Annotated in this window: 25 protein-coding genes; 5 read left to right on the plus strand and 20 right to left on the minus strand. The window is 67.4% G+C overall.

From position 1 onward, the window contains the following. The first annotated feature begins 5 nt into the window (after window positions 1-5). Window positions 6-1,013 (plus strand): dipeptide ABC transporter ATP-binding protein, encoded by a 1,008-nt coding sequence (locus MWN34_RS04930; protein ID WP_247027177.1) that lies wholly within the window; start codon window positions 6-8, stop codon window positions 1,011-1,013. Between the two features lie 23 nt (window positions 1,014-1,036). Here MWN34_RS04930 and MWN34_RS04935 read toward each other — a convergent pair whose 3' ends face one another. From MWN34_RS04935 to MWN34_RS04950, 4 genes are all read right to left on the minus strand, one after another. After that, window positions 1,037-1,945 (minus strand): energy transducer TonB, encoded by a 909-nt coding sequence (locus tag MWN34_RS04935; protein ID WP_247027179.1) that lies wholly within the window; start codon window positions 1,943-1,945, stop codon window positions 1,037-1,039. Beyond that, window positions 1,942-2,442 (minus strand): TonB system transport protein ExbD, encoded by a 501-nt coding sequence (gene exbD / locus MWN34_RS04940; RefSeq protein WP_247027181.1) that lies wholly within the window; start codon window positions 2,440-2,442, stop codon window positions 1,942-1,944. The genes MWN34_RS04935 and exbD overlap by 4 nt, the downstream gene beginning before the upstream one ends. Before the next feature lie 27 nt (window positions 2,443-2,469). Further along, window positions 2,470-3,678, minus strand: coding sequence for a tonB-system energizer ExbB (exbB, locus tag MWN34_RS04945; protein WP_247027183.1), 1,209 nt, complete (start codon window positions 3,676-3,678; stop codon window positions 2,470-2,472). 201 nt (window positions 3,679-3,879) lie between these two features. Then, a complete protein-coding gene (locus MWN34_RS04950; protein ID WP_425532058.1) occupies window positions 3,880-5,340 on the minus strand; it encodes an FAD-binding oxidoreductase in 1,461 nt (486 codons plus the stop codon). Window positions 5,341-5,517: 177 nt separating this feature from the next. Here MWN34_RS04950 and MWN34_RS04955 point away from each other — a divergent pair, with 177 nt between their 5' ends. The 3 genes from MWN34_RS04955 to MWN34_RS04965 all read left to right on the plus strand — a co-directional run bounded on the left by MWN34_RS04955 (window position 5,518) and on the right by MWN34_RS04965 (window position 9,094). Continuing rightward, window positions 5,518-7,326, plus strand: a complete 1,809-nt coding sequence (locus MWN34_RS04955; RefSeq protein ID WP_247027187.1) for an ABC-F family ATP-binding cassette domain-containing protein — start codon at window positions 5,518-5,520, stop codon at window positions 7,324-7,326. 61 nt (window positions 7,327-7,387) lie between these two features. After that, window positions 7,388-8,200 carry a TrmH family RNA methyltransferase gene (locus tag MWN34_RS04960; protein ID WP_247027189.1) on the plus strand — a complete coding sequence of 271 codons (813 nt, stop codon included), beginning with the start codon at window positions 7,388-7,390 and terminating at the stop codon, window positions 8,198-8,200. Between the two features lie 63 nt (window positions 8,201-8,263). After that, window positions 8,264-9,094 (plus strand): quinoprotein dehydrogenase-associated SoxYZ-like carrier, encoded by an 831-nt coding sequence (locus MWN34_RS04965; protein ID WP_247027191.1) that lies wholly within the window; start codon window positions 8,264-8,266, stop codon window positions 9,092-9,094. An 86-nt stretch (window positions 9,095-9,180) separates the two neighbouring features. On the opposite strand, the gene MWN34_RS04970 is transcribed toward MWN34_RS04965, so the two are convergent. The 12 genes from MWN34_RS04970 to MWN34_RS05020 form a co-directional block, all read right to left on the minus strand. Beyond that, complete coding sequence (locus MWN34_RS04970) at window positions 9,181-9,567, minus strand: hypothetical protein (protein ID WP_247027610.1); 387 nt, start codon at window positions 9,565-9,567, stop codon at window positions 9,181-9,183. Window positions 9,568-9,777: 210 nt separating this feature from the next. Continuing rightward, window positions 9,778-10,482, minus strand: a complete 705-nt coding sequence (locus MWN34_RS04975; protein WP_247027193.1) for a hypothetical protein — start codon at window positions 10,480-10,482, stop codon at window positions 9,778-9,780. A 56-nt stretch (window positions 10,483-10,538) separates the two neighbouring features. Next, window positions 10,539-11,687: a pyrroloquinoline quinone biosynthesis protein PqqE gene (gene pqqE, locus MWN34_RS04980; RefSeq protein ID WP_247027195.1), complete on the minus strand. Its 1,149-nt coding sequence runs from the start codon at window positions 11,685-11,687 to the stop codon at window positions 10,539-10,541. After that, window positions 11,687-11,971 (minus strand): pyrroloquinoline quinone biosynthesis peptide chaperone PqqD, encoded by a 285-nt coding sequence (pqqD, locus tag MWN34_RS04985; RefSeq protein ID WP_247027197.1) that lies wholly within the window; start codon window positions 11,969-11,971, stop codon window positions 11,687-11,689. The genes pqqE and pqqD overlap by 1 nt, the downstream gene beginning before the upstream one ends. Window positions 11,972-11,974: 3 nt before the next feature. After that, window positions 11,975-12,733: a pyrroloquinoline-quinone synthase PqqC gene (pqqC, locus tag MWN34_RS04990; RefSeq protein ID WP_247027199.1), complete on the minus strand. Its 759-nt coding sequence runs from the start codon at window positions 12,731-12,733 to the stop codon at window positions 11,975-11,977. After that, window positions 12,730-13,647 (minus strand): pyrroloquinoline quinone biosynthesis protein PqqB, encoded by a 918-nt coding sequence (gene pqqB, locus MWN34_RS04995; protein WP_247027612.1) that lies wholly within the window; start codon window positions 13,645-13,647, stop codon window positions 12,730-12,732. Before pqqB ends, pqqC begins: the two co-directional genes overlap by 4 nt. A gap of 51 nt (window positions 13,648-13,698) precedes the next feature. Continuing rightward, the gene (pqqA, locus tag MWN34_RS19755; protein ID WP_425532059.1) at window positions 13,699-13,776 is read right to left on the minus strand and encodes a pyrroloquinoline quinone precursor peptide PqqA; all 78 of its coding nucleotides are present in this window, start codon (window positions 13,774-13,776) and stop codon (window positions 13,699-13,701) included. A 196-nt stretch (window positions 13,777-13,972) separates the two neighbouring features. After that, complete coding sequence (locus tag MWN34_RS05000; protein WP_247027201.1) at window positions 13,973-14,662, minus strand: response regulator transcription factor; 690 nt, start codon at window positions 14,660-14,662, stop codon at window positions 13,973-13,975. Further along, the gene (locus MWN34_RS05005) at window positions 14,659-16,320 is read right to left on the minus strand and encodes a sensor histidine kinase (RefSeq protein ID WP_247027203.1); all 1,662 of its coding nucleotides are present in this window, start codon (window positions 16,318-16,320) and stop codon (window positions 14,659-14,661) included. Before MWN34_RS05005 ends, MWN34_RS05000 begins: the two co-directional genes overlap by 4 nt. A 142-nt stretch (window positions 16,321-16,462) precedes the next feature. After that, window positions 16,463-16,720, minus strand: a complete 258-nt coding sequence (locus MWN34_RS05010) for a hypothetical protein (RefSeq protein WP_247027205.1) — start codon at window positions 16,718-16,720, stop codon at window positions 16,463-16,465. Between the two features lie 148 nt (window positions 16,721-16,868). Continuing rightward, window positions 16,869-17,333, minus strand: coding sequence for a cupredoxin domain-containing protein (locus MWN34_RS05015; RefSeq protein WP_247027614.1), 465 nt, complete (start codon window positions 17,331-17,333; stop codon window positions 16,869-16,871). Between the two features lie 385 nt (window positions 17,334-17,718). Beyond that, window positions 17,719-17,925 carry a hypothetical protein gene (locus MWN34_RS05020; RefSeq protein WP_247027207.1) on the minus strand — a complete coding sequence of 69 codons (207 nt, stop codon included), beginning with the start codon at window positions 17,923-17,925 and terminating at the stop codon, window positions 17,719-17,721. A gap of 495 nt (window positions 17,926-18,420) precedes the next feature. Between MWN34_RS05020 and fae the strand changes: the two genes are divergently transcribed. Further along, window positions 18,421-18,927: a formaldehyde-activating enzyme gene (gene fae / locus MWN34_RS05025; protein ID WP_247027209.1), complete on the plus strand. Its 507-nt coding sequence runs from the start codon at window positions 18,421-18,423 to the stop codon at window positions 18,925-18,927. Between the two features lie 211 nt (window positions 18,928-19,138). Here the strand turns inward: fae and MWN34_RS05030 are convergent, their stop codons facing one another. From MWN34_RS05030 to MWN34_RS05045, 4 genes are read right to left on the minus strand one after another with little or no spacing between them, the layout of a single operon-like run. Beyond that, complete coding sequence (locus tag MWN34_RS05030) at window positions 19,139-19,864, minus strand: ABC transporter ATP-binding protein (RefSeq protein ID WP_281502871.1); 726 nt, start codon at window positions 19,862-19,864, stop codon at window positions 19,139-19,141. Beyond that, window positions 19,861-20,667 (minus strand): ABC transporter permease, encoded by an 807-nt coding sequence (locus MWN34_RS05035; protein ID WP_247027213.1) that lies wholly within the window; start codon window positions 20,665-20,667, stop codon window positions 19,861-19,863. The genes MWN34_RS05030 and MWN34_RS05035 overlap by 4 nt, the downstream gene beginning before the upstream one ends. 6 nt (window positions 20,668-20,673) lie before the next feature. After that, window positions 20,674-21,684 carry an ABC transporter substrate-binding protein gene (locus MWN34_RS05040; RefSeq protein ID WP_247027215.1) on the minus strand — a complete coding sequence of 337 codons (1,011 nt, stop codon included), beginning with the start codon at window positions 21,682-21,684 and terminating at the stop codon, window positions 20,674-20,676. A 12-nt stretch (window positions 21,685-21,696) separates the two neighbouring features. Beyond that, window positions 21,697-22,290: a DUF3280 domain-containing protein gene (locus MWN34_RS05045; RefSeq protein WP_247027217.1), complete on the minus strand. Its 594-nt coding sequence runs from the start codon at window positions 22,288-22,290 to the stop codon at window positions 21,697-21,699. Window positions 22,291-22,477: the final 187 nt, after the last annotated feature.

Here is a 22,477-nt window from a genome sequence, read left to right on the forward strand (position 1 = left end):
CTCCGATGACCGCACCCGTGATGGAAGCCGTCGAGCTCACCCAAACCTATGAGGTCGCGCGCGGCTTTCTCTCCGCCCCGGCGAGCGTGAAGGCGGTCTCCGGTATCAGCTTCCGCCTCGCCCCGCGCGCGACGCTGGCGGTGGTGGGCGAATCCGGCTCCGGCAAGTCGACGCTGGCCCGCATGCTCACCATGATCGAGCCCCCGGGATCGGGCGCGCTCTTCATCAACGGCGCCGATGTCGCCGAGGCCGACGCCGCCACGCGACGCCGCTATCGCGGCGAGGTGCAGATGGTGTTCCAGAACCCTTATGGCTCGCTCAATCCCCGCCAGACCATCGGCGCCGCGATCGAGGAGCCGCTGCTGGTCAATACCTCCCTGTCATCGGCCGAACGGCGCCGGCAGGCGCTGGAGATGATGACGCGGGTCGGGCTGCGGGCCGAGCACCACGCCCGCTACCCGCATATGTTCTCCGGCGGCCAGCGCCAGCGCATCGCCATCGCCCGCGCGCTGGTGCTGCGCCCGAAGATCCTGGTATTGGACGAACCGGTCTCCGCGCTCGACGTCTCGGTGCGGGCGCAGGTGCTGAACCTGCTGGTGGAGCTGCAGGAGAGCCTCGACGTCGCCTATGTGTTCGTCAGCCATGATCTCGGCGTGGTGCGCCACATGGCCGACGACGTGATGGTGATGTATCTCGGCCGCGCCGTGGAGCGCGGCCCGCGCGACGCCATCTTCGACGCCCCCAAGCACCCCTATACCCGTGCCCTGATGTCTGCGACGCCGATAGCCGATCCCGGCGCGCGGCGCGAGCGGATCGTGCTGGAGGGGGAGTTGCCCTCCCCCTTCAACCCGCCCTCCGGCTGCCCCTTCAACCCGCGCTGCCCGCTGGTGATGGAGCGCTGCCGGGCCGAGATGCCGCCGCTGGAGCGCAAGGGCGGGCGCCTCGTCGCCTGCTGGGCGGCGCAGGACACGCCGGGACCAACCCCCATGCAGCGCCAGCCGGCCTTTGCGTGACAGGAAAGCGTGAGGGCCGGCCCTCACCGCATGCTGAAGTTCACCGGCACCGTGAAGGTGAATTGACCGCCCGGCATTTCCGGCGGCGGGGGCGGCATGGGTGAGGCACGCCGCACCATCGCCACCGCCTCTTCATCCAGGCTCGCGCTGCCGGAACCGCCGGCAAGCCGCGCGCTCAGCACCCGGCCGGAGCGGTCGATGGTGAAGGTCACCCGCGGGCGCCCCTGCTCGCCGCGCGCCCGCGCATCGCCGGGATAGCGCTTGTTGCGGTTGAGATGCGCCAGCAGCCGGCTGCGCCAGTCGGCGGACGCCATGCTGCGCGCCGCGCTCGCACCGGCGGAGGGAGCCGCCACCGCATCCGCAGGAGGCGCATTCACCGAAGCGGCCGCGGAGGTGCGCGGTGCCGGCGGCTTGTCGCGGATTTCCTTCGGCTTCACCTTGGGCTTCTGCACGGGCTTCGGGCGCGGCTTCGGCTTCTCCGGCGGCTTCTCGATCGGCGGCGGAGGATCCTTGGGCGGCGTCAGCTCGGCCGAGAGCGGAAGCTGCGGTGGAATCGGCACCTCGATATCGGCAACCGGGCTCTCATCGACCTTCGGCAGCGGCTCCTCCTCGGGAGGCGCAACCTCCGGCGGCGGGGGAACCTCGTCCTCCATCTCGGCGAGCGGATCTGGGGGCACCTCGTCCGGAGGGTCGTCGGCCTGCTCCATCTCCGGGCCGGGCGGCTGCTCCACCGGGTCGGCAGGCGGCGCGACGGGCAGCGGCGCCAGCTCGATCATCATGGCCGCGGGCTCTTCCGCCGCCATCATCGGCCGGGAACTCAGCAGCTCGAAGACCGCGGCATGGATGCCGACCACCACGAGCCCGCAGCCGGCCCAGCGCGACGCCTCGGCGAGCCGCTTGCGGCCGCTGCCCTGCAACAGGAGCATGCTCATGGTGCGGCGGGCGCCGCCGTCGCTGCGGGAGCCGGGAGTGCCGCGGGGGCGGCGCCAGACGGCGCGGGAGCGGCGCCCGGCAGGGTTTCGAGACCGACCAGCGCCACCTTGAGATAACCGGCGGTGCGCAGGAGGTTCATCACCTCCATGAGATCGCCATAGGGCACCGCCTTGTCGGCGCGCAGGAAGATGCGGCTGTCCTTCTTGCCGCCGGTGGCGGCGGCGAGCGCGGCGGCGACCCCGTCACGCGGCACGGTCTCGTTGCCGAGCGCGAGGCTGAGGTCGTTCTTCACCGTGAAATAGACCGGCTTGTCCGGCCGCTGCTGCGGCTGCGCGGTGGAGGCGGGAAGATCGACCGCGACATCGACGGTGGAGAGCGGCGCCGCCACCATGAAGATGATGAGCAGCACCAGCATCACGTCGATGAAGGGCGTGACATTGATCTCGTGGTTCTCGACGAGCTCGTCGCTGTCGCTCGACTGAAGCTTGGCGGCCATGGCTGGGCTCCCTGACTGTCTGCCCGCCTATTCCGCGGCCGCGCGCACGCGCTGGCCGCCGGCCGCCGGCGCCGCGCGCTCGCGCCGCGCCTCACGCGACACGTCGCGGCGATCGAGATCCCGCGAGAGCAGGCGCAGCATCTCGGCCGAGGTGTCGCCCAGCAGCGCGCGATAGCCCGACACCTGCCGGCTGAAATGATTGTAGATGACCACCGCCGGAATGGCCGCGACGAGGCCGATGGCGGTGGCGAGCAGCGCCTCGGCGATGCCGGGGGCAACGACGGCGAGATTGGTGGTCTGCGTCTTCGCGATGCCGATGAAGGAATTCATGATGCCCCACACCGTACCGAACAGGCCGACGAAGGGAGCGGTAGCGCCGATGGTCGCCAGCACGCCGGTGCCGCGCGTCATGCGGCGGCCGGCACCGGCCTCGATGCGGGCGAGCGAGATCGAGACCCGCTCCTTGATGCCGTCCGCCGGCAGGTCGGCGGAACGCTCCAGCTCGAGGTCGGTGACGCGCACCATGGCGGCGGCAGCGCCGGCCTTGGCGTTGACGGTGCGGCGCGCGGCCTCCAGCGAGGTCGCGGCGAGGAGCGCCCTGAGCGCGCGACGCAGCCGGCCGACGGCGACCGCGAGTTCCAGCGTCTTGGCGAGCCAGATCGTCCAGGTCACCACAGAGGCGAAGGCAAGGCCCAGCATCACCGCCTTCACGATGATGTCCGCTGCCATGAACATGCCCCAGGGCGACAGGTCGTGCGGCAGGGTCATGCCGGCGACGGTCGGCGGAGCGAAGTCGTCGGCGGGTGCATCGGCCGCCGGGCTCCCGGCGATGCCGGGGGCGGCGGGGACCTCACCCGCCGCAGGCGCGAGCGCCGGTGCGGGCTCGGTAACGGGCGCGGCCGGAGCGGCCACGGTGCCGGCGGCCTGGGCCGGCACGGCGGACTGGGCCGGCACGGCGGACTGGGCCGGCACGGCGGACTGGGCCGGCACGGCGGACTGGGCCGGCGCGGCGGCGGGCGCAGCAGGCTGCGGTGCCACATTCTGCGGCAGCACGGACGGCGCGGGATTCGCTGCGGGCGAGACCGCCTGCGCGGCAGCCGGCGCATTGTCCTGCGCCACGGCGCCGACCGTTCCAAGCCCGAACACGCCCACGATCGCCAGAACGGCAACGCCGGCCCCGACGGAACAGCGGGCCATGCCGGAGGACGCCGGGCGGGCGGAACGGAGCGTAAGCATGAATGCGCATCCCTATTGGGGGCGGCCGGTCGCTCTCCACGGGCAGCTTCGCGCTACGGGGTTGGCACCGGCACTCATCAGGTTTGACGCATCCTTAAACCTCGTCAACGGCCAACGACAATATAAAATTCACGATTACGCAAAGTGTGGAATCATTAGAAAGAGGACCAATTCGCGACTATCAGATTAGGATGATTCCAATCAAATATCATCGCCGCCGCGGCCGGCAATCACCTTGCCGGGGTTGAGCAGGCCTGCCGGATCAAGTGCATTCTTCAGCTGCTCCATCAGTTCCAGCGCCACCGGATCGGCATAATGGGCGAGTTCCTCACGCTTCAGCCGGCCGATGCCGTGCTCGGCGGCGATGGAACCGTCCATCTCGATCACGATGTCGTGGACGATGCGGTTGAAGCCCGCCCATCGGGCGAGGAAATCGGCCTTTGCCATCCCTGCCGGCTGGCTGAGATTGAAATGGATGTTGCCATCGCCGACATGGCCGAAGGGGCACGGCCGGACATCCGGCATCTCGGCCTCCACCGCCGCGAGAGCGCGGGTCAGAAAATCGGGCACGCGCGACACCGGCACCGACACGTCATGCTTGATGGAACCGCCCTCGTGCTTCTGCGCCTCGGACATGTCCTCGCGTAGCCGCCACAGCGCCGCGGCCTGCGACTCACTGGACGCAATGGTCGCATCGTCCACCTCACCGGACTCACTGGACTCGACCAGAACCTGCTCTATCAGGCTGCCGAGGTCGAAGGCGCGGGTGGGGGCGGACAGTTCAGCGAGCACGTACCAGGGATGCCGTCCGGCGAGCGGGCGCACCGTGCCCGGCATATGCTTCAGCACGGTTTCCAGCCCGAAGCTCGCCATCAGCTCGAAGGTGGTGAGCGCATCCCCTGCCTGCGCCCGCAGCCGCCGCATCAAGGCGAGCGCCGCCGCGGGATCGGGCACGGCGGCGAAGGCGGTGACGCGCTGCACCGGGCGCGGGAACAGCTTCAGCACGGCGGCGGTGATGATGCCGAGCGTCCCCTCGGTGCCGAGGAAAAGCTGCTTCAGGTCATAGCCCGCATTGTTTTTCCGCAGTCTTTTCAATCCGTTCCAGATGCGCCCATCCGCCAGTACCACCTCCAGCCCCAACACCAGCTCGCGCGCATTGCCATAGCGCAGCACCGCGGTCCCGCCGGCATTGGTGGCGAGATTGCCGCCGATCCGGCAGGAGCCCTGCGACGCGATGTGCAGCGGGAACAGGCAGTCGACGTCTTCCGCGACACGGTGGATGCTGTCGAGAATGCAGCCCGCCTCCACCGTCATGGTCATGTCGACAGGATCGACCTGGCGAATCCGGTCGAGCCGCGCCAGCGAAAGCAGAAGCTGGCCGAAGGGCATCTGCCCGCCTACCAGCCCGGTATTGCCGCCCTGAGGCACGATCGGCATGCCCGCCTCGGCACAGGCCGCGACGATGAAGGCGACCTCCTCCGTCGTCCCCGGCTTCACCACCGCCGGCGTGCGCCCGTCGTAAAGCCCCCGCTCCTCCCGCAGATACAGAGCGATTTCCTTTGGTTCCGTAAGCACATACTGCTCGCCGATGCGCTCGGCGATGCGGGCGAGGAGGTTGTTTGCGGGCGTGGTCACGGAAGGCGGCGGGACGGTGAGCGGCATGGGGATGAGGGGCATGATCGAAGCTCCGCAGGCATTCGGCAGGGCGTGGGCGCGCCGCGAGCATATCCCCAGATGCCGCCGTGCCGGCAAGAGAGGCGAGCGCGGCGGCGACCGTGCGCGACCATCGGCCGCCCGCACCCCTTGCCGCCGCGCCGCTTTGCCCCTATCCCCGGCGCCATGGCGCCTCCTCTCCTTCTTCTTCAGAACATCGCCCTCACCTTCGGCGGCACGCCGCTGCTGGAATCGGCGGAGCTGTCGGTTTCCCCGGGCGAACGCCTCGGGCTGATCGGCCGCAATGGCTCGGGCAAGTCGACCCTGCTCAAGATCGCGGCCGGGCTCATCCAGCCGGACAGCGGCACGCGCTTCGCCCAGCCCGGCGCGACGATCCGCTATCTACCGCAGGAGCCGGATCTGTCCGGCCATGCCAACACGCTCGCCTATGTGGAAGCCGGGCTCGGGCCGGGCGATCCGGACTACCGCGCCCGCTATCTGCTGGAACAGCTCGGCCTCACCGGCGAGGAGGAGCCCTCCCGGCTTTCGGGCGGCGAGGCTCGCCGCGCCGCTCTGGCCCGCGTGCTGGCCCCGGAGCCGGACATCCTGCTGCTGGACGAGCCGACCAACCATCTCGACCTGCCGGCCATCGAATGGCTGGAGAGCGAGATCAACACCATGCGCTCCGCTCTCGTGCTCATCAGCCACGACCGGCGCTTCCTCGAAGACCTGACCCGCGCCACCGTCTGGCTCGATCGTGGCGCGACCCGGCGCATGGAGCGGGGCTTCCGATTCTTCGAGGAATGGCGCGATCAGGTGCTCGAGGAAGAGGAGCGCGACCAGCAGAAGCTCGCCCGCAAGATCGTGGCGGAAGAGCACTGGATGCGTTACGGCGTCACCGCCCGGCGCAAACGCAACATGCGCCGTGTCGGCGAGCTGGCCGCCCTGCGCCAGGAGTTCCGCGAGCATCGCAGGGCGCTCGGTACGGTCACCGTGACCACCACGGAAGCCGAGGTCTCCGGCAAGCTGGTGGTCGAGGCGGAACACATCGCCAAGGCCTATGACGGCCGCCCGATCGTGCGCGACCTCTCCATCCGCATCCAGCGCGGCGACCGCATCGGCATCGTCGGCCCGAACGGCGCCGGCAAGACGACGCTGCTGAAGATGCTCACCGGCGAACTCGCGCCCGACAGCGGCACGATCAAGCTCGGCACCAATATCGAGATGGCGACGCTCGACCAGCGCCGCGCGGCCCTCGACCCCCTCCGCTCGGTGCGCGACACGCTGACCGACGGACGCGGCGACCAGGTGTTCGTCGGCGGCAATCCACGCCATGTCATCGGCTATATGAAGGATTTCCTGTTCTCGCCGGAGCAGGCCGGCACTCCGGTGTCCTCGCTCTCGGGCGGCGAGCGCGGGCGGCTGCTGCTGGCCTGCGCGCTGGCCCAGGCCTCGAACCTGATGGTGCTGGACGAGCCGACCAACGATCTCGACCTTGAAACCCTCGATCTGCTCGAAGAAATGATCGACGACTATGCCGGCACCGTGCTGCTGGTGAGCCACGACCGCGACTTCCTCGACCGCACGGTCAACGCCGTCATCGCTTATGAGGGCGACGGACGGTGGGCGGTCTATGCCGGCGGTTATTCCGACATGGTGGCGCAGCGCGGCAAGGGCGTGGAAGCCCGCGGCGTGGAGAAGGCGCGGGACGCGAAGGCCGGGCCGGGCGCGAAAGCCGCGGCCAAGCCTGCCGCCAGGCGCAAGCTCTCCTTCAAGGAGAAGCACGCGCTGGACACGCTGCCCAAGCGCATCGCCGAACTGGAAGCCGAGATCGGCAAGCTCGCCGGCAAGATGCAGGCGCCGAACTTCTACACCCGAGACCCCGCCGGCTTTGCCAAGGCCTCCGCCGCGCTGGAGGCTGCGCAGGCCTCGTTGTCGAAGGCCGAGGAAGAATGGCTGGAGCTGGAGATGCTGCGTGAAGAGCTGGAGGGATGAGCGGCGGCGGCCTCTTCTCCACCGGCCTTTCTTTCGCACCGGCAGCACGGCCTGAGCATCCATGCCCTATCTGATCCCCATCTCCTCCTTCGACGATCCCCGCATCGAGCCCTATCACGCGATCCGCGAGCGCGATCTGGTTGGGCGCGCGGGGCGCTTCATCGTCGAGGGGCGCACGGTGATGGACGTGGCGCTTTCGCCGCGCAACCGCTTTCGGATCGGTTCGCTGCTGATGGCGGAAAGCCGTGCCGGCGCGCTCGACCCTCTGCTGGCGCAAGCGCCTGACGATCTTCCGGTCTATGTCGCGCCGCAGTCGGTGCTGGACGGCATCACCGGCTTCCACATCCATCGCGGCCTGCTCGGCATCGGCAACCGGGGCGAGGATCCCGATGCCGACACCTTGCTGGCAAGCCTGCCGGAGCATGCGACCATCCTCGTGCTGGGTGGCATCACCAACCATGACAATGTCGGCGGCATCTTCCGCAACGCCGCCGCCTTCGGGGCCGATGCGGTGCTGCTGGACACCGCCTCCTGCGATCCGCTCTACCGCAAGGCGATCCGCGTCTCCGTCGGCGGCGCGCTCATGGTGCCGTTCGCGCGCGGCGGGGCGATCGACCATCTGCTGGATCGGGTGCTCGCCCACGGCTTCACCCCGCTGGCCCTGACACCGGCAGGGAGCACCCCCCTCATCGACAGCCGGCCACCGGCACGCACGGCGCTTCTGCTGGGTGCCGAGGGTCCGGGCCTGCCGGCGCGCATCATGGAGCGATCGCTCACCGTGCGTATTCCGATGTCGGGCGATTTCGACTCTCTGAACGTCGCAACCGCCGCAGGCATCGCGCTCCACCATGTGACTGCAATTCACGCCCGATGAGCGTATGATGCCTCATGCCGACAGCCGGACGAGGAATAATCCGGCGAGGTCAAGGAGGACGTCATGCGCTACGCCAAGGCCATTCTCGCCGCCTCCATTCTGGCGGCCACGCTGCTGGCCGGGCTCGGCGCCGCGGCCGCGGGCGAGGAAGCAGCGAACGGGGCGACCTGGAAGGAGCTCCGCCCCGATGTGTTCGGTGAGCGCCCGTTGAGCGATGCGAGCCCGATGGTGAAGCTCGACGCGCCGATCCGCGCCGAGGACGCCGCGCTGGTGCCGATCGAGGTCAGCATCGACCTGCCCGCCGGCGATGCCCGCACGGTGAAGAAGCTGACCCTGATCGTGGATGAGAACCCCTCCCCGGTCGCCGCGACGTTCACCTTCGGCGGCGTGCGGCGCGATGTCGCGCTGTCCACCCGGCTGCGGGTCAATTCCTATTCCTATGTCCGCGCCGTCGCCGAACTTTCGGACGGCTCGCTGCAGATGAGCGAGCGTTTCGTGAAGGCCTCGGGGGGCTGCTCGGCACCTGCAATGAAGGATGCCGACGAAGCGATGAAGCATCTCGGCGAGATGAAGATGAAGCTGGTGGAGGGTGGCCAATCGGGCGACGCGACGCAGGCGAGCCGTTTCGCCCGCGTGCAGCTCATGATCCGCCACCCCAACAATTCCGGGATGCAGATGGACCCGATCACGCGAGGCTACATTCCCGCGCGCTATGTCGACAAGATCGAGCTGAAGCAGGGCGATGCCCTCATCGTCTCGATGGAAGGCGGCATTTCGCTGAGCGAGGATCCCAACCTGCAGGTGTCCTTCGAGCCGACCGGCGCGCCGATCCATGTGGATGCGGCGGACACAGACGGCACGCCCTTCCGCGGCGACCTGAAGCCGGCAAGCTGAACGGTGCGCAACGAAGATGGCCAGGCGCGAGCCCGGCCATCTTGCGTCGAACGCTTTCCGCACATCAGTGGAAGCAGGACCCGTTCTCAGTAGAAACAGGTGACCTCGGCTTCGGCCTGGGCGCGACGCAGATCGGCGACGATGTCGCGGAACATGCCGGTGGAGCGGAACACCTCGGCCTGCTGGCCGCCGACCTGGCTGATCGACATGATCGTCTCCGCCTCGACGTATTTTTCGTAAGGCAGGATGGTCGCGATGGTGTCGATGGAGCAGGAGCACTTCTCCAGCGCCGTGCGGGTCTGCCCGTTGGCGGCCATGCAGCCGAACACGTAATCGGCGCGAGCCACGGTAGGATAGTCGTTCAGCGGGCCGGGCGCGATGGGGCTGGAGATCGGCGCGGGCCGGGTGACGCCCACCGGAAGCGGCGCGCCGGTCGCCGGATCGGTGGTCGCAGCCCTGGCGGCGTCGCTCATCGACGAGGCGCCGGACGCGGCGGGATCGTTCTGGGCGAAGGCAGCACTGTGGGCGAACGCGGCGCTTGCCGCGAGAATGAAGGCGCCTGTCGCCAGACGGGCAAATCTGCGCATCGTTATCCTCTCCGGTCTTTTGCGCGGGCCTTTTCGGCCTCGTATCTTGGGACGGTTTCCGCCCCGCCGGCTTCGTTCCGGCCGTCTGTCGTCACGTCAGGGCTGGGTGTTTCCGGTCAGCGTCACGCGGGTTTCGATCATGGGCGCCGAGCCATCCTTCTGCGGCGTGAGGACCTTTACAGCGTATAGCCCGCCGGGCACGTCCTTCGAGAACACGAATTCGTAAGAACGGCCGATAAGCTCCAGCAACTGGTCCTTGTGCGGATCGCTGGCGAAGGGGGTCATGGACATCTTCCACCCGTCGATCATCTTACCGTCATAGGAGAAGCTTGTGGGCTCCACCTTGGCCGAGGCGAGGCCGTCGCGCAGGCGGTTGCGGATGTAATAGGGGCTGCCCTTGCTGAGCTCGGTCAGTTCCTTGGCCTCGCGCTCCAGCACAACCAGCGTCATCGGGTTGCCGAGTGCAGGAAACGGACCCGCGCCACGTTCCGCGGTACCCCGAAAGATCGCAACCGTGGCGACCTTCTTGGCCGCGTCTTCCTGCGCCGGGGCAAGCGACAGCTTCATCGTCTCGTCGAAGCTGTCGCCGAGGTCCGGCCGGGCGGTCTTGTGCACATAGGCGTAGGACAGGGTTGCGCCGCTCGGCAGGCCGGCGAGATACGGCGTGTTGAAGAACAGATCCAGCGGACCCGGCGCGGCCGGAGCTGCGCTCGCGGTCTGGGCGGCCAGCGGGAAGGCCGCCGGAACGGCAAAGGCGGACAGGCAACCCAGAAGGGCAAGACGGAAGGACAGACGACGCATGCAACGCTCCCGATCGGCCCGCCGCAGGGCGGCGCGGCACCGAATACGGGAACTATTCATACGCGCCGATCGGGAGTGAGGAAACGTCGATAGTCAAAAGTCTCCTCGCCGGTTGCCGCATCTTCCTCTGCCAGAGCAAGGAGATGTCCATGCAGCGGCGATTTGTGGCAGGCCGGATCGGTCTCCGCCGCGTCACCGGCGATCGCCATGGCCTGGCAACGACAGCCGCCCCAGTCGATTTCCTTGCGCTCACAGGTCTGGCACAGCGGGGGCATCCAGTCCGTGCCGCGAAAGGCATTGAAGGCGGGCGAATCCTGCCAGATATCGTCGAGCGCATGATCGCGCACGTTCCAGAAGTCGAGATTGGGAATGGTCTCGGCCGCATGACAGGGCAGCACCTTGCCGGACGGCGTCACGTTCAGCGACTGCCGGCCCCAGCCATTCATGCAGGGCTTGGGGTATTTGGCGTAATAGTCCGGCACCACCGCATCAATGGTAAGCCGGCCCTTCAGCTTCTCGCGGGCCTTCTCCACGATCTCCAGCGCCCAGAACACCTGCTCGCGGGTCGGCATCAGCGCGGCGCGGTTGCGCAGGGCCCAGCCGTAATATTGCGAATGGGCGATCTCGATGCGCTTGGCATCCAGGCTCAGGGCAAGCTCGATGAAATCCGGGATCTGGTGGATATTGGCCCGGTGCACCACCGAATTGATGGTGAGCGGCAGGCCCAGTCGGCGCACCTCGCGCGCAACCGCAAGCTTGCGTTCATGGGCGCCGCGGAAATTCGACACGTGATCGGTCATCATCGCGTCCGCGCCCTGGAAGGAGAGCTGGACGTGATCGACGCCGGCATCGGAGATGGATTGCAGCCGCTCCGCGGTGACGCCGACGCCCGCCGTGATGAGGTTGGTGTAGAGCCCCACCTTCACGCAGTGGCGGATCATCTCCTCAAGATCGCGCCGCGCGGTCGGCTCGCCGCCCGAGAGATGGACCTGCAACACGCCGAGCTTGGCGGCCTGCGTGAAGACGCGCAGCCACGTCTCGGTGTCCAGCTCGACATTGCGGCGGTCGAGTTCGACCGGATTGGAGCAATAGGGGCACTGGAGCGGACAGCGATGCGTCAGCTCCGCCAGCATGCCGTAGGGCGGAGGGACCGGAGGCCGCGCCAGCGCGGTCGCATCGGCATCCGGACGGGTGACGACGTTCATCAGGCCACCTCCACCATTCCCTTCGTCGCCAGATTGGCGAGGAAGGCGTCCACATCCTGCGCGACCCGCTCGCGCTCGACCGCGAAGGCCGTGATCAGTTCATCGATGATCGCGTCGATGGAACGCTCGCCATCGACGCGCTTCAGGATCTCGACCGCCACCGGATCAGGATGCAGCACTCGTTCCGGTGCGAGCAGAACCCACTGGCCCCGCGCCTCGTCGTGGCGGAGCCGAACGCCGCGCGCGAGGCGCGGCACACCGGCCGGGGCGAGCTGGGCCGCCATTCCTCAGGCCTCCCGTCGCGCGGGCGGCGCTGAGGATTGGGGAACGAAGGCGCCGGGATAAGCCATCTTCGGATCCACATAGGCGAAATAGAGTGCGTCGAGCTGCACCCACAGCACGTCGCATTTGAATTCAAGGGCGCGAATGGCCGCCTCCTGCTGCTCGGGGGTGCGCGCATTGCGCTTTACATAATCGAGCGCGAAGTCGGCATCACGCGGCGCCTCGGTGAGGCGGTTCTCGAAATAGGCGAGCGTCTCCTTCGAGACGAAATCATAGTTCTTGAGCATCCCCGCGACACGCTCGCCGATGATGCCGGGCGAGAACATCTCCGTGAGCGAGGAGGCGATGGCCTCCAGCAGGGTCTTCTCGCGCACGAAATGCACATAGGCGTCCACCGCGAAGCGGGTGGCCGGCAGCAGGCCGCGCAGCGAGGTGACGTAGTCGCGATCGATGCCGAGCCCGTCGGTGAGCTTCAACCAGCGGGCGATGCCGCCCTCGCCCTCGTGATGGCCGTCATGGTCGATGATGCGCTGGCGCCAGATGCGGCGCAGCTCGGCATCGTCCATCCGGGCGAGAATGGAGGAATCCTTCACCGGGATCATGGCCTGATAGTAATAGCGGTTCAGCGCCCAGGCCTGGACCTGGCCGAAATCGAGCTGGCCGTTGTGCAGCAGCTTATGAAAGGGGTGCAGGCTGTGGTAGCGGCGCTTGCCCACATCACGCAGCCGCGCCTCAAGTTCTTCCGGCGAGAGCAGCGTCGTCATGGCCTAATCTCCATTCCGTCCTCGGCGACCTCCCACCCCGCGGCCTGTGCTGCGAGGCGCTCCGGCGTTCCCTCGACGAGTGCCGGATTTGTATTGTTGATATGCACGTAAATCTTGCGACGGACATTGATGCCGGACAAGGCGGCGATGGAACCCTCGGGGCCGGACATGGCCATGTGGCCCATGCGCTTGCCGGTCTTGGTGCCGACGCCGGCGAGGACCATTTCGTCGTCCCGCCACACCGTGCCGTCGAACAGCACGGCATCCGCCCCCTCGATCCTGGCGCGCAACTCGTCGGTCATGCGGGCGCAGCCGGGAATGAAGAGGATGCGGGCGATACCGTCGCTCAGTTCAACGCCGACGGTCTGTTCGCCCTCGACCGCGGTGGCGACCTCGCCATGCGCGCGGATCTCGCCGCTTTCCAGATAGAGCGCGATCTTGCCGGGGACCGGAAAGATGCTCGCCTTCAATCCGGGCAGCAGCTCGAAGGTCGTCTCCAGCCCGACCGTGCGGCGCTCGACATAATCGGGTGCGAGCACGTCGAAGGCGCTGTTCGCCGCCAATACGCCGTGAATGGCCGCAGTGGCATTCAGGACGAAGGGCTGGGACTCACGCAGGCTCAACAGGCCTGCAACATGATCGATATCTGCATTGGTCAGCAGCACCGCGGAGATCGGCGAGTGCCGACGCGCCCCTTTCGGGTGCAAGGCCGGCACAGCCTGGATCTGAGACAGAATCTCCGGTGCACAATTGACCAGTGCCCAACGCTCGCCGTCCACACTGACGGCAACGGACGTCTGAGTCCGCCGGCGGACGCGTGGATCACCCTCCCAGGCGAGCGTGCACACTGGACATCGGCAGTTCCATTGGGGAAATCCCCCGCCGGCGGCCGAGCCTAGTATGTGAAGCCGCAGACGGGACCCGGCGTGGGGCATGATGCCTTAACCTGTCCCGTCACGCAGACCTCAGAAGTCGGCCGGCATATAGGCGTTGACTTCCATGCCGACGCAGACTTCGACGATGCAGGGGGTCGTCCAGGCCATTGTGCTTCCTCCAGGTTAAACACCTCCAGGATCTCATAAGAAGATCCTAAGAGGCTGATTTCGCCACCGAAATCCGGTGACGTGACTTACATTGGGCATTCATGAGCCGAGCGTCAAGAACACCAGAACAAAACTTTATTCGCATACGTCACAGCCGAATACTACCGCAACGCACAAGAAAAAGTGCTGCGATTGCTCATCCGGCAGGGGCTTCGAACATGAATCCCCGCCCACGCACCGTCACGATCAATTGCTCGCCGGCGGGCATGACTTCCGCCAGCTTGTGACGCAGATAGCCGACATAGACATCGACCACGTTCAGCGAGGCGCCGCCATGGCCGGCCCAGAGCGCGGCGAAGATGTCCGAGCGCGCAAGAGGCTCTCCGGCATGGCGCATCAGCAGGGCGAGCAGCTCGACCTCGCGCTCGGTGAGACGCACGCGGGCCTCCCCGATCTGCGCCTGGCGCACTTCCATGTCGAGGGTGAGCCGACCGACGGTGAGGCTGCGCGGCTCGCCCTCGTCCTGGCTACGGCGGAGCGCCTGCACCTTCAGTCGAGCCAGCAGCTCCTCGAAAGCGAAGGGCTTCACGATGTAGTCATCCGCCCCCGCCATCAGCCCCTCGGTGCGTTCCGCCACGCTGGAACGCGCGGAAAGCATGATGATGGGGGCGAGCTGGCCGGCGGCGCGCAGCGCCTTGCAGACCTCGATGCCGGAACGGCCGGGCAGCATCACATCGAGAATGATGGCTTCGAAAGGCTTGCCCGTAGCCGCCTTCAACGCCAGATCGCCGTCTCCGACCAGTTCGACCTGATAGCTTTCCGAGGCGAAGCCGCGACGCAGCAGCGAGCCGATATCGGCATCGTCCTCGACGATCAGGATGGTCATTGAGCCGCCTCCAGAATGCCATGCGGGACGAGCGCGGGAATGCGGATCTCGACGCAGGTCCCCGCCTGCACCGAGCCCGCAGGCCCTTCCCCCGTCTCCTCATCGGCCGCGACGGGCCCCGCCGTCAACTCGGACCGGGCGACGCTCGAAATGCCGATCGTCCCCTCATGCCGGTCCACCACCCATTTCGCGAGCGCGAGACCGATGCCGAAACCACCGCCTTCCCGCCCGCCCGAGGTGCCGCGAAAGAAGCGTTCGAACACGTGCGGCAGCTCGTCGCGCGCAATGCCTTCCCCCTGATCGCGCACGGTCAGTACTGCGGCGGCGCCCTCCAGCCGCGCGGCGAGCCGGATCGTGGTGCCGGGCGAACTGTGGCGAACCGCATTGGCGACCAACCCCTCCAGCACCTGTCGCAGCCATTCGCCGTCGGCCTCGACCACGAGGCCGGGCTCCACTGCGCGTTCCAGCATCAGGCCACGGGCCCGCACCAGCGACGCGACGTCTTCTTCCACCTCGGCGAACAGCCCGGCGACCGGAATCTCACGTTTTTCAAGCTCGATCTGGCCGGTTTCGGAGCGGGCGATCCGGAGCAGGTCCTCCACCCGCCGGTGCAGCCGGCGGGCGCGGGCCTGAATCACCCGCAACGCAGCCGCGAGGTCATCCGCCGTGGGTGCGCCGCGCAGGGTGATCTCCGCCTCGCCGAGAATCACCGTGAGCGGCGTGCGCAGTTCATGGCTGACATCGGTGAAGAATCGCCGCCGCGCCTGGTCGACATGCTCCAGCCGCTCATTGGCGCCGCGCAGTTCCGCGGTCCGGGCATCGACGATCTCCTGCAGCCGGCGCTGGTCGGCGACGAGCTTGGCCTCGCGCCGGGCGAGATGCAGCGCCATGCGGTTGAAGCGGGCCATGGCAAGGCTGAGCTCGTCATGGCCGGTGACGGTCAGCCGAGTATCGGTTCGCCCGCGCGCGATCTCGGCCGCCGCGGTCGCGACCTCGGCCACGCGATTGATGAGCGAGCGCCCCAGCCGATGATAGAGAAAAGCTGCCAGCAGCAAGGCTAGAATCACGCCGGCGACACTCCAGCGCACGGTGCGGATGCGCAGGTCGTGCACGGTTTCCTGCGCCTGGTGTGCCGCGATCCGCTCCTCCTCCATGGCGAGGCCGAGCGGAGGACCGAAACCGGCGGCAAAGACATCGAGCGCGACGCGTACCCCGGTCGCACGCTGGGGCGTGATCATCGCCGCCTGTATCTGCCGGTCGAGCACTTCGAACTGGGCGCGCAGCCGGGCAAGCGTGCGGCTACGTGCCGCGAGCAGGGTCTGCTGCTCCACCCCCGAGGTCCGGGCGATATCCTCGCCCAGCGCATCCTCGAAACGCTGAAACGCCTCGCGCGTCAGATCGCGTGCCTTTGGCAGGTTGCCGAGGCCGTCCGGCTGCTGCGCCGCCTGCAGGGCCGTGAGGGCATAATCGCCGATGCGCCCGGTGAGAACCGACAGCCGCTCGAGCCGGCGCTGGGCGGAAACGAGGCGGTCCACCTCGGCATTGGCAAGGCCGAGCACGCCGACCAGCGCGCCGACCGACGTCACCGTCACCAGCACGGCGACCGCGAGCAGCAGGGCCATGCGGCCGCGCAGCGAAGACAGAAAGGTGCTCAGCATCGGGGCGGCCAGGTCCGGGCTCGTGTGGCGTTGCGGCCTCCGGGGAACGCCCGATGATTTCATGTCCGGCCCGGTCGCGCACGCTGCACCGCAACAAAGGCGCTGCGCCGCACGACCGGAGCCTTGGATCAGGCGGGACGGCTCAGCCGCCAACAGCCTTCTGCGCGTCCTTGATGTAATCGACGCACTCGTCATATTCCTTCTCGCCATGCTCGCGCTCGGCGCCCTTGAGGGCCTTGGTGAGCTTGTCGAGCGTGGCCTTCGGCGGCTTCTTGGCGATCTCCGCCTTGATCATGGCGATGCCGTCATTGCAGGTCTTCGCATCGTCGGCGAGGGCGACGCCGCCGAAGGCGAGGCCGGCCGCGAGGCCGAGGGCGAGCTTGAGGCCCGTATAGCGCATGTGAAAATCCTCCCGATGCCCGGCCTGCGCCGGTGCGTTGTGAAAGGCCCTGTTCAGCCAGAACCCGTGCTTTTGTGAAGAAGACCCCGGCGGCGAAGCGCCGGGGCCGGATGAGGGAGCCCTCCCCCCACCTGATGCGGGACGGCCGTTACTTCACCGTCAGCGTACCGAACATGCCCTTTTCCTCGAGTCCGTCGATCCACCACTTGAAAGTGCCGGTGCGGACCGGGACGAACTCGACGGAGATCGTGCCCGCATCGTCGAATTCGAGATGATGCGGCGCGCCGTAGGTATGGATTTCCAGATGATCCACGACGATCTGGTTAATCCAGATGTTCCGGAAGAATTCCGGCGCCATGAATTTGTATTCCTTGCCGCCATTGGAGGTGATGTTCAGGCGGTAGGACTTGCCACCCTCCATGACGATATCCTTGGTCGGCACGGCGAAGTCGTTGCCGTTGGTGTCGCCGAGGACGATGTCGGGCAGGTCCGTGCGACCCTTGGCGAGGTCGATGGCCGCCGCCGGCGAAGCACTCCACAGCGCGGTTCCCAGCGCGCCGGCGCCAGCAAGAACCGCGCCCGCGAGCACCGTAGCGACGGACAGCGTGAACATTCCCCGGCGACCGGTGCGGCGATGGCCCATCGTCATGCGTTCCTCCTTCATGTCTCGGCTCAGGCGCGAGTGTTGTTGCTTGGGCGGGAGCGGGGCGATTGTTGCGCCCGGACGGCAGGCCACCGGCAGATGTGGCCTCAAAAAGCCGGAACGAAGCACTCCACACCGGGAAATCTTCCCGAAACAAAGCCTAGGGGTGGCAAAAAACGATGTCTAGAGAATTGATACTTATGAATTATTTATGAAATATCGCCATATAGGCCGCGAAGCCGTGTCCGTGCCCGACACACGCTCCGTCATGCCGCGGCCTGACATGACGTGACGCCGCGGGCTCGCTTGCGACACAGCGGCGCAGTCGTGAACCGATCCCGGCATCCCCGGCGCGTCAGATGTCCTTGCCATCGGCATGCGGCCCGCAGCGCCAACGTGCAACCCGCCATTTGGGATGGCTTTCCGTCCATCCCGCGATCAAAGACGGGGCACCGACGAGACATTGCGACGACGGCACGATCTGCTCCTGCCCGAGCGCGACGATTTCCTCGCGGCAGGTGGCTGGCGCGGCGACGAGGCACACCGACAAAATGAGTTCCATGGCGGGATCCCTTTCTGGATCTGGCAGCCTGGACACGTCCTCCCCACTCGGGGACGACGTTAACACCGTCGCGCCCGCACACGTAGAACGCCGTCAGGCAGGCAATGGTTGTGCCAGCCCGGAGGAATATAAACGGGCGCCATCCATGCCCGGCGGCAATGCGCGCCGCAGGATTGGGCGAAGGGCCTGTCGATGTGACTGCCTTATGACCAGTAGCCGATGCGCGGCCGAGTGTCGCCCTTTCGAGCGGCCCTTCCGCTGCCCGTGCAAGTGCGCTGTGCGTAAGACGTGAAGAACCCCGCAAAAGCAGCATCCGCAACGAAGATTCCCTTGCAGGAAGCGGCGAACCAGAACTAGTCTCCCGGCCGTGACGTGTCTGGTCGCGCTATCGGGCCAACCGGTTTGGTCTTCAAACGCTGCAACAAAGATAGCCGGGACATCGACGAGGGATTCCTCGGAGCCCTCGAGTGAGCAACCCCGTTTGGGAGGATTTAGATGGCCAAGATCACCAAGGTTCTGATCGGCGAGTCGCTGGTTGGCGACGGCAACGAAGTCGCGCACATCGACCTGATCATCGGACCGCGCGGCAGCGCGGCGGAGAGCGCGTTCGTGAACGCCCTCACCAACAACAAGGACGGTTTCACCTCGCTCCTCGCGGTCGTGACCCCGAACCTGCTCGCCAAGCCGAACACCATCCTGTTCAACAAGGTCACCATCAAGGACGCCCGCCAGGCCGTCCAGATGTTCGGCCCCGCGCAGTATGCGGTGGCGAAGGCCGTGGTCGACAGCGTGGCCGACGGCACCATCCCGGAAGAAGAAGCCGACGACCTGTTCATCTCGGTCGGCGTGTTCATCCACTGGGAAGCCGCGGATGACGCCAAGATCCAGCAGTTCAACTACGAGGCCACCAAGCAGGCCCTGCAGCGCGCCGTGAACGGCGAGCCGAAGGCCAAGGACGTGGTCGCGCAGTCCGCTACCGCGAAGCACCCCTTCGCGGCATAGATCCGAAGCAACCCTGGGCAGACAACACCTCCGCCCGCGGCCCCGCCGAAGGGCCTGCTCCAGCGGTTGGCGGCGATCTTTCTCAACAAGTGAGGGCGGCCCAGCCGTCCTCCTGTCTGCGTAAGTCCGGACGGCGAGACCGTCCGTTGATCGCCGACTTTCCGGGCCCGGCATCTCGCATGCCGGGCCCTTTTTCATGCCCGCGGGCCTCTCACGGCGCCGCCAGCTCCGCTCTCAGCGCCTCGCCGGGTGCCGCGCGCCGGGCCGCGGCATCGAGGTTGATCGCGATATCCTTCACGATCCGGGCCGGCGGGCCGTCGAGCCGCACGATGCGCGTGCCCAGTTCCACCGCCTCGCGGCTGTCATGGGTGACGAAGATGACGGTCGCCGGATGGACCGCGAGGAGGCGGCGCAGCAGATCGCGCAGCCGCGCCGCTCCCGCCTCGTCCAGCGAGACGAAGGGCTCGTCCATCAGCAGCAGATCCGGCTCGATCACGAAAGCACGCGCCAGCGCCACCCGCCGCTGCTGGCCGAGCGACAGACGCTCGGGATAGGCGCCCGCCTGCTCGAGAAGGCCCACCGCGTCGAGCATCGCCCTCGCCGCCCCCCGCGCGGCATCGCCTTCGCCGAGCGGCAGCGCGACGTTCTCCTCGACCGTGCGCCAGGGCAGAAGGCGCGGACTCTGGAAGGCGTAGGAGAGCCTCGACCGGCCTCGGCCCCCCGGCGCCGCATCGAGGCGAACGGAGCCGATGAAATCGCGGTCGAGCCCGGCGATGATGTTCAGGAGCGTCGTCTTGCCGAGGCCGGAGGGCGCCAGCAGCATCAGGATGGCGCCCGACGCCACCTCCAGCGCGAAGTCGCGATAGATCACCCGCTCCGGCCCGCCGGCGACGGCGGGAAAGCGCTTCTCGCGGATATCCACCCGCAGCCCGGTCATCGCCGCCACCTGTTGGCGCGGCGCTCCCAGGGCTCGATCAGCGCCAGTTCGATGATCTGCACCACCACGGTGAAGGCCAGCGCATAGGCGAGCACGGTCGCGACGTCGAAGAGCTGGAACGCCGTCTGCAATTCGAAGCCGACGCCGTTCGAGCGGCCGAGCAGTTCCACCACCAGAACGATCTTCCAGGTCAGCGCCAGCCCGGAACGCGCGGCCGCGGCAAAGAAGGGCGAGAGCTGCGGCAGCACGACATGCCTCAGCGTGCGCAGAGGGCCGAAGCGGAACACCTGCGCCATCTCGTCGAGATCGCGCGAAAGCGAGGCCGCGCCCTCGCGCAGGGTCACCGCGACATTGGGAATCTTGTTGATCGCCACCGCGGTGATCGCCGCCGCTTCGGTCAGGCCGAACCAGACATAGCAGAGGATGATGATGACCAGCGCCGGCAGGTTCAGCAGCATGATGAGCCACGGCCCGAACAGCCGGTCCAACCCTGGCGATCGGCCAAGCAGGATGCCCACCGCCGCGCCGATCACCATGGCGATCAGGAAGCTGGCCACGACCCGGGCCAGCGTGATGGCAAGGCTGGCCGGGAGTACCCCCGTCAGGCTGGCGCGCCAGAAGGCGCGTGCCACCGCCTCCGGCCCGGGCAGCACCGGCGAAGCGATGAGGCGCGCCGCGAGGAACCACAGCGCCAGCAGCAGCAGCAGCGAAAACAGCGTGAAGGCGAGCCTGCCTCGGCGCCGTCCCGTCCCGCCTCGGTCCGTCCCGTGCTCTGCTCCATCCGCCGCTTCAGACAGCTTCATCGGGCGTCATGCCTTGAGCGGGGCGAAAAGCGCGCGGTCGAATCCCGGCTTCGGCCCCACCAGTTCAGCCCCGCCGAGCCGAGCCAGCACCTCGTAGAGCCGCCCGCACGCCTCGATCTCCGACGCGCCGAAAGCTCCTGGAATGCCGGCGCGGAAATAGTCGCGCAGCTTGACGAATTCGGCCTCGTCCGCCGCCTGCATCAGCGGGCGCAGGCGCTGCCAAGCCGCATCGGAGGTCGCGAGCAGGCGATCCGCCGCCTCCGCGGCGCGGAAGAAACCAGCGAGTGCCGTCCCCTTCGTCGCCTCGATGCGTTGGCGCCAGACGAAGCCGACGAGAGGCGGCGTCGGGCTGATGCCGAGCCCGCCGATCACTTCGCTCACATCGAGCAAGCGGGTGAAGCCCTTGGCGTCCAGCCGCGCGGCAAAGGGCCAGAAGGTCAGCGCCGCATCCACCCGGCCAAGCACGAGCTGCTGGTTGACGAGCGGCGGCGCGCCATAGACCGGCTCGGCTCCGGTTGCGAGATCGAGCCCGGCCTGCTGCTGGCCATAGGCGCGCAGCAGGAGCCAGCTCTTGTCCAGCGCACCGCCCGCGACCCCGAGTTTTCGGCCCTTGAGATCGGCGAGCGTACGCACCGGGCCGTCCTTCGCCACCATCAGCGCGCCCAGCGCGTTGGAGAAGGGCGCGAATCGGAAATCCTCGCCATCGGCGCGCCGCCGCATCGCCCAGAGCCAGTCAGAGACGATGAGGTCGATGTCTCCGGCCTGCAGCGCCACCGTGGTCGCCTGTCCCGAGGCGAGCTCCACCATGTCGATGGCGAATCCCTCACGGGTGTCCAGCCCTTCGGCGCGGATGGTGGCGATCAGCCAGCTCAGCGTGCCGAATTTCAGCGTGCCGATCCGCAGCACGGGCAGGTCGGCACGCGCGAAACCATCGGCACGCACGAATCCGGCGGCGAAAAACGGGAGCGCGCCGGCGGCGAGGAGCGTACGGCGATTGAGAACGTGCCGGGCAGTCATGACCATCGCTCGTCAGGGTTTCGGCGCCGGGGTTGCCGCGTCGAGGGCGGCCTTGCCGGTGAGCGGGGGATCCAGAAGGCGGTTGCGCACGAGATAGGAGACACCACGCAGCCAGGATTCGTCGGTGTTGTTGCGGATGTCGACGCTGCCGGCACGGAGCACGGCGCCGCTCTCGGTGTCGCGAAGCTGGAAATTGATGTTGAGGATGAGATTGGACACCTTCTGCACCAGCCCGATCACCTCGATATCCGCGCCCAGCGCCCGCGCGATCGGCACCTCGCACGAGTTGCAGTTGCGAAAGGGGGAGCGGTCCTCGATCGCGCCCTTCTGCGGCGAAAGGTCCACCAGCTCATAGCCGGCATCGGACAGCCGCTTGCGCAGGTCCGCCGTGATGAGGGCGAGACGCTTCGTCTCGGCCTGCCGTTCGGCGAGGATGTTCTGCCCGCTGGTGTCGAACATCTCGAAATCGAATACCGCCACCCTGGGCGCCCCCTGGGCAGCGCCCGCGGCCAAGGGAAACAGCACCGGCAGCACTGGCGCGAGCCGGGACAGGAGGCGGATGCGAAAACGGGGCGGGGTGCGGACGGCACGCAGCCTGGCGTCCATGGGGGCCTCCGGCTCTTTGTTGCTTGATTGGGCTGGATCATAGCCGGGGCCGGCCGAGCGGCAAGGCATGGCCTTCACTTTTCCGTCAGACAATGGATAAACTTCCCGAACGTCTCGCGAAAATATGAATACTTATAATATTCTTATTCTATCTCGTCTGTTGAAGACTTGGGCACATTTGCTAAGG

Origin of the sequence: Ancylobacter crimeensis (assembly GCF_023016805.1) — a bacterium.
GTDB classification, from domain to species: domain Bacteria; phylum Pseudomonadota; class Alphaproteobacteria; order Rhizobiales; family Xanthobacteraceae; genus Ancylobacter; species Ancylobacter crimeensis.

What these genes read in the sequence shown, in the direction of transcription:
- MWN34_RS04930 (WP_247027177.1), top strand. Translation starts at nt 6, where the DNA reads ATGACCGCACCCGTGATGGAAGCCGTCGAGCTCACCCAAACCTATGAG.
- MWN34_RS04935 (WP_247027179.1), bottom strand. Translation starts at nt 1,945, where the DNA reads ATGAGCATGCTCCTGTTGCAGGGCAGCGGCCGCAAGCGGCTCGCCGAG.
- exbD (WP_247027181.1), bottom strand. Translation starts at nt 2,442, where the DNA reads ATGGCCGCCAAGCTTCAGTCGAGCGACAGCGACGAGCTCGTCGAGAAC.
- exbB (WP_247027183.1), bottom strand. Translation starts at nt 3,678, where the DNA reads ATGCTTACGCTCCGTTCCGCCCGCCCGGCGTCCTCCGGCATGGCCCGC.
- MWN34_RS04950 (WP_425532058.1), bottom strand. Translation starts at nt 5,340, where the DNA reads ATGCCGCTCACCGTCCCGCCGCCTTCCGTGACCACGCCCGCAAACAAC.
- MWN34_RS04955 (WP_247027187.1), top strand. Translation starts at nt 5,518, where the DNA reads ATGGCGCCTCCTCTCCTTCTTCTTCAGAACATCGCCCTCACCTTCGGC.
- MWN34_RS04960 (WP_247027189.1), top strand. Translation starts at nt 7,388, where the DNA reads ATGCCCTATCTGATCCCCATCTCCTCCTTCGACGATCCCCGCATCGAG.
- MWN34_RS04965 (WP_247027191.1), top strand. Translation starts at nt 8,264, where the DNA reads ATGCGCTACGCCAAGGCCATTCTCGCCGCCTCCATTCTGGCGGCCACG.
- MWN34_RS04970 (WP_247027610.1), bottom strand. Translation starts at nt 9,567, where the DNA reads ATGAGCGACGCCGCCAGGGCTGCGACCACCGATCCGGCGACCGGCGCG.
- MWN34_RS04975 (WP_247027193.1), bottom strand. Translation starts at nt 10,482, where the DNA reads ATGCGTCGTCTGTCCTTCCGTCTTGCCCTTCTGGGTTGCCTGTCCGCC.
- pqqE (WP_247027195.1), bottom strand. Translation starts at nt 11,687, where the DNA reads ATGAACGTCGTCACCCGTCCGGATGCCGATGCGACCGCGCTGGCGCGG.
- pqqD (WP_247027197.1), bottom strand. Translation starts at nt 11,971, where the DNA reads ATGGCGGCCCAGCTCGCCCCGGCCGGTGTGCCGCGCCTCGCGCGCGGC.
- pqqC (WP_247027199.1), bottom strand. Translation starts at nt 12,733, where the DNA reads ATGACGACGCTGCTCTCGCCGGAAGAACTTGAGGCGCGGCTGCGTGAT.
- pqqA (WP_425532059.1), bottom strand. Translation starts at nt 13,776, where the DNA reads ATGGCCTGGACGACCCCCTGCATCGTCGAAGTCTGCGTCGGCATGGAA.
- MWN34_RS05000 (WP_247027201.1), bottom strand. Translation starts at nt 14,662, where the DNA reads ATGACCATCCTGATCGTCGAGGACGATGCCGATATCGGCTCGCTGCTG.
- MWN34_RS05005 (WP_247027203.1), bottom strand. Translation starts at nt 16,320, where the DNA reads ATGCTGAGCACCTTTCTGTCTTCGCTGCGCGGCCGCATGGCCCTGCTG.
- MWN34_RS05010 (WP_247027205.1), bottom strand. Translation starts at nt 16,720, where the DNA reads ATGCGCTATACGGGCCTCAAGCTCGCCCTCGGCCTCGCGGCCGGCCTC.
- MWN34_RS05015 (WP_247027614.1), bottom strand. Translation starts at nt 17,333, where the DNA reads ATGTTCACGCTGTCCGTCGCTACGGTGCTCGCGGGCGCGGTTCTTGCT.
- MWN34_RS05020 (WP_247027207.1), bottom strand. Translation starts at nt 17,925, where the DNA reads ATGGAACTCATTTTGTCGGTGTGCCTCGTCGCCGCGCCAGCCACCTGC.
- fae (WP_247027209.1), top strand. Translation starts at nt 18,421, where the DNA reads ATGGCCAAGATCACCAAGGTTCTGATCGGCGAGTCGCTGGTTGGCGAC.
- MWN34_RS05030 (WP_281502871.1), bottom strand. Translation starts at nt 19,864, where the DNA reads ATGACCGGGCTGCGGGTGGATATCCGCGAGAAGCGCTTTCCCGCCGTC.
- MWN34_RS05035 (WP_247027213.1), bottom strand. Translation starts at nt 20,667, where the DNA reads ATGAAGCTGTCTGAAGCGGCGGATGGAGCAGAGCACGGGACGGACCGA.
- MWN34_RS05040 (WP_247027215.1), bottom strand. Translation starts at nt 21,684, where the DNA reads ATGACTGCCCGGCACGTTCTCAATCGCCGTACGCTCCTCGCCGCCGGC.
- MWN34_RS05045 (WP_247027217.1), bottom strand. Translation starts at nt 22,290, where the DNA reads ATGGACGCCAGGCTGCGTGCCGTCCGCACCCCGCCCCGTTTTCGCATC.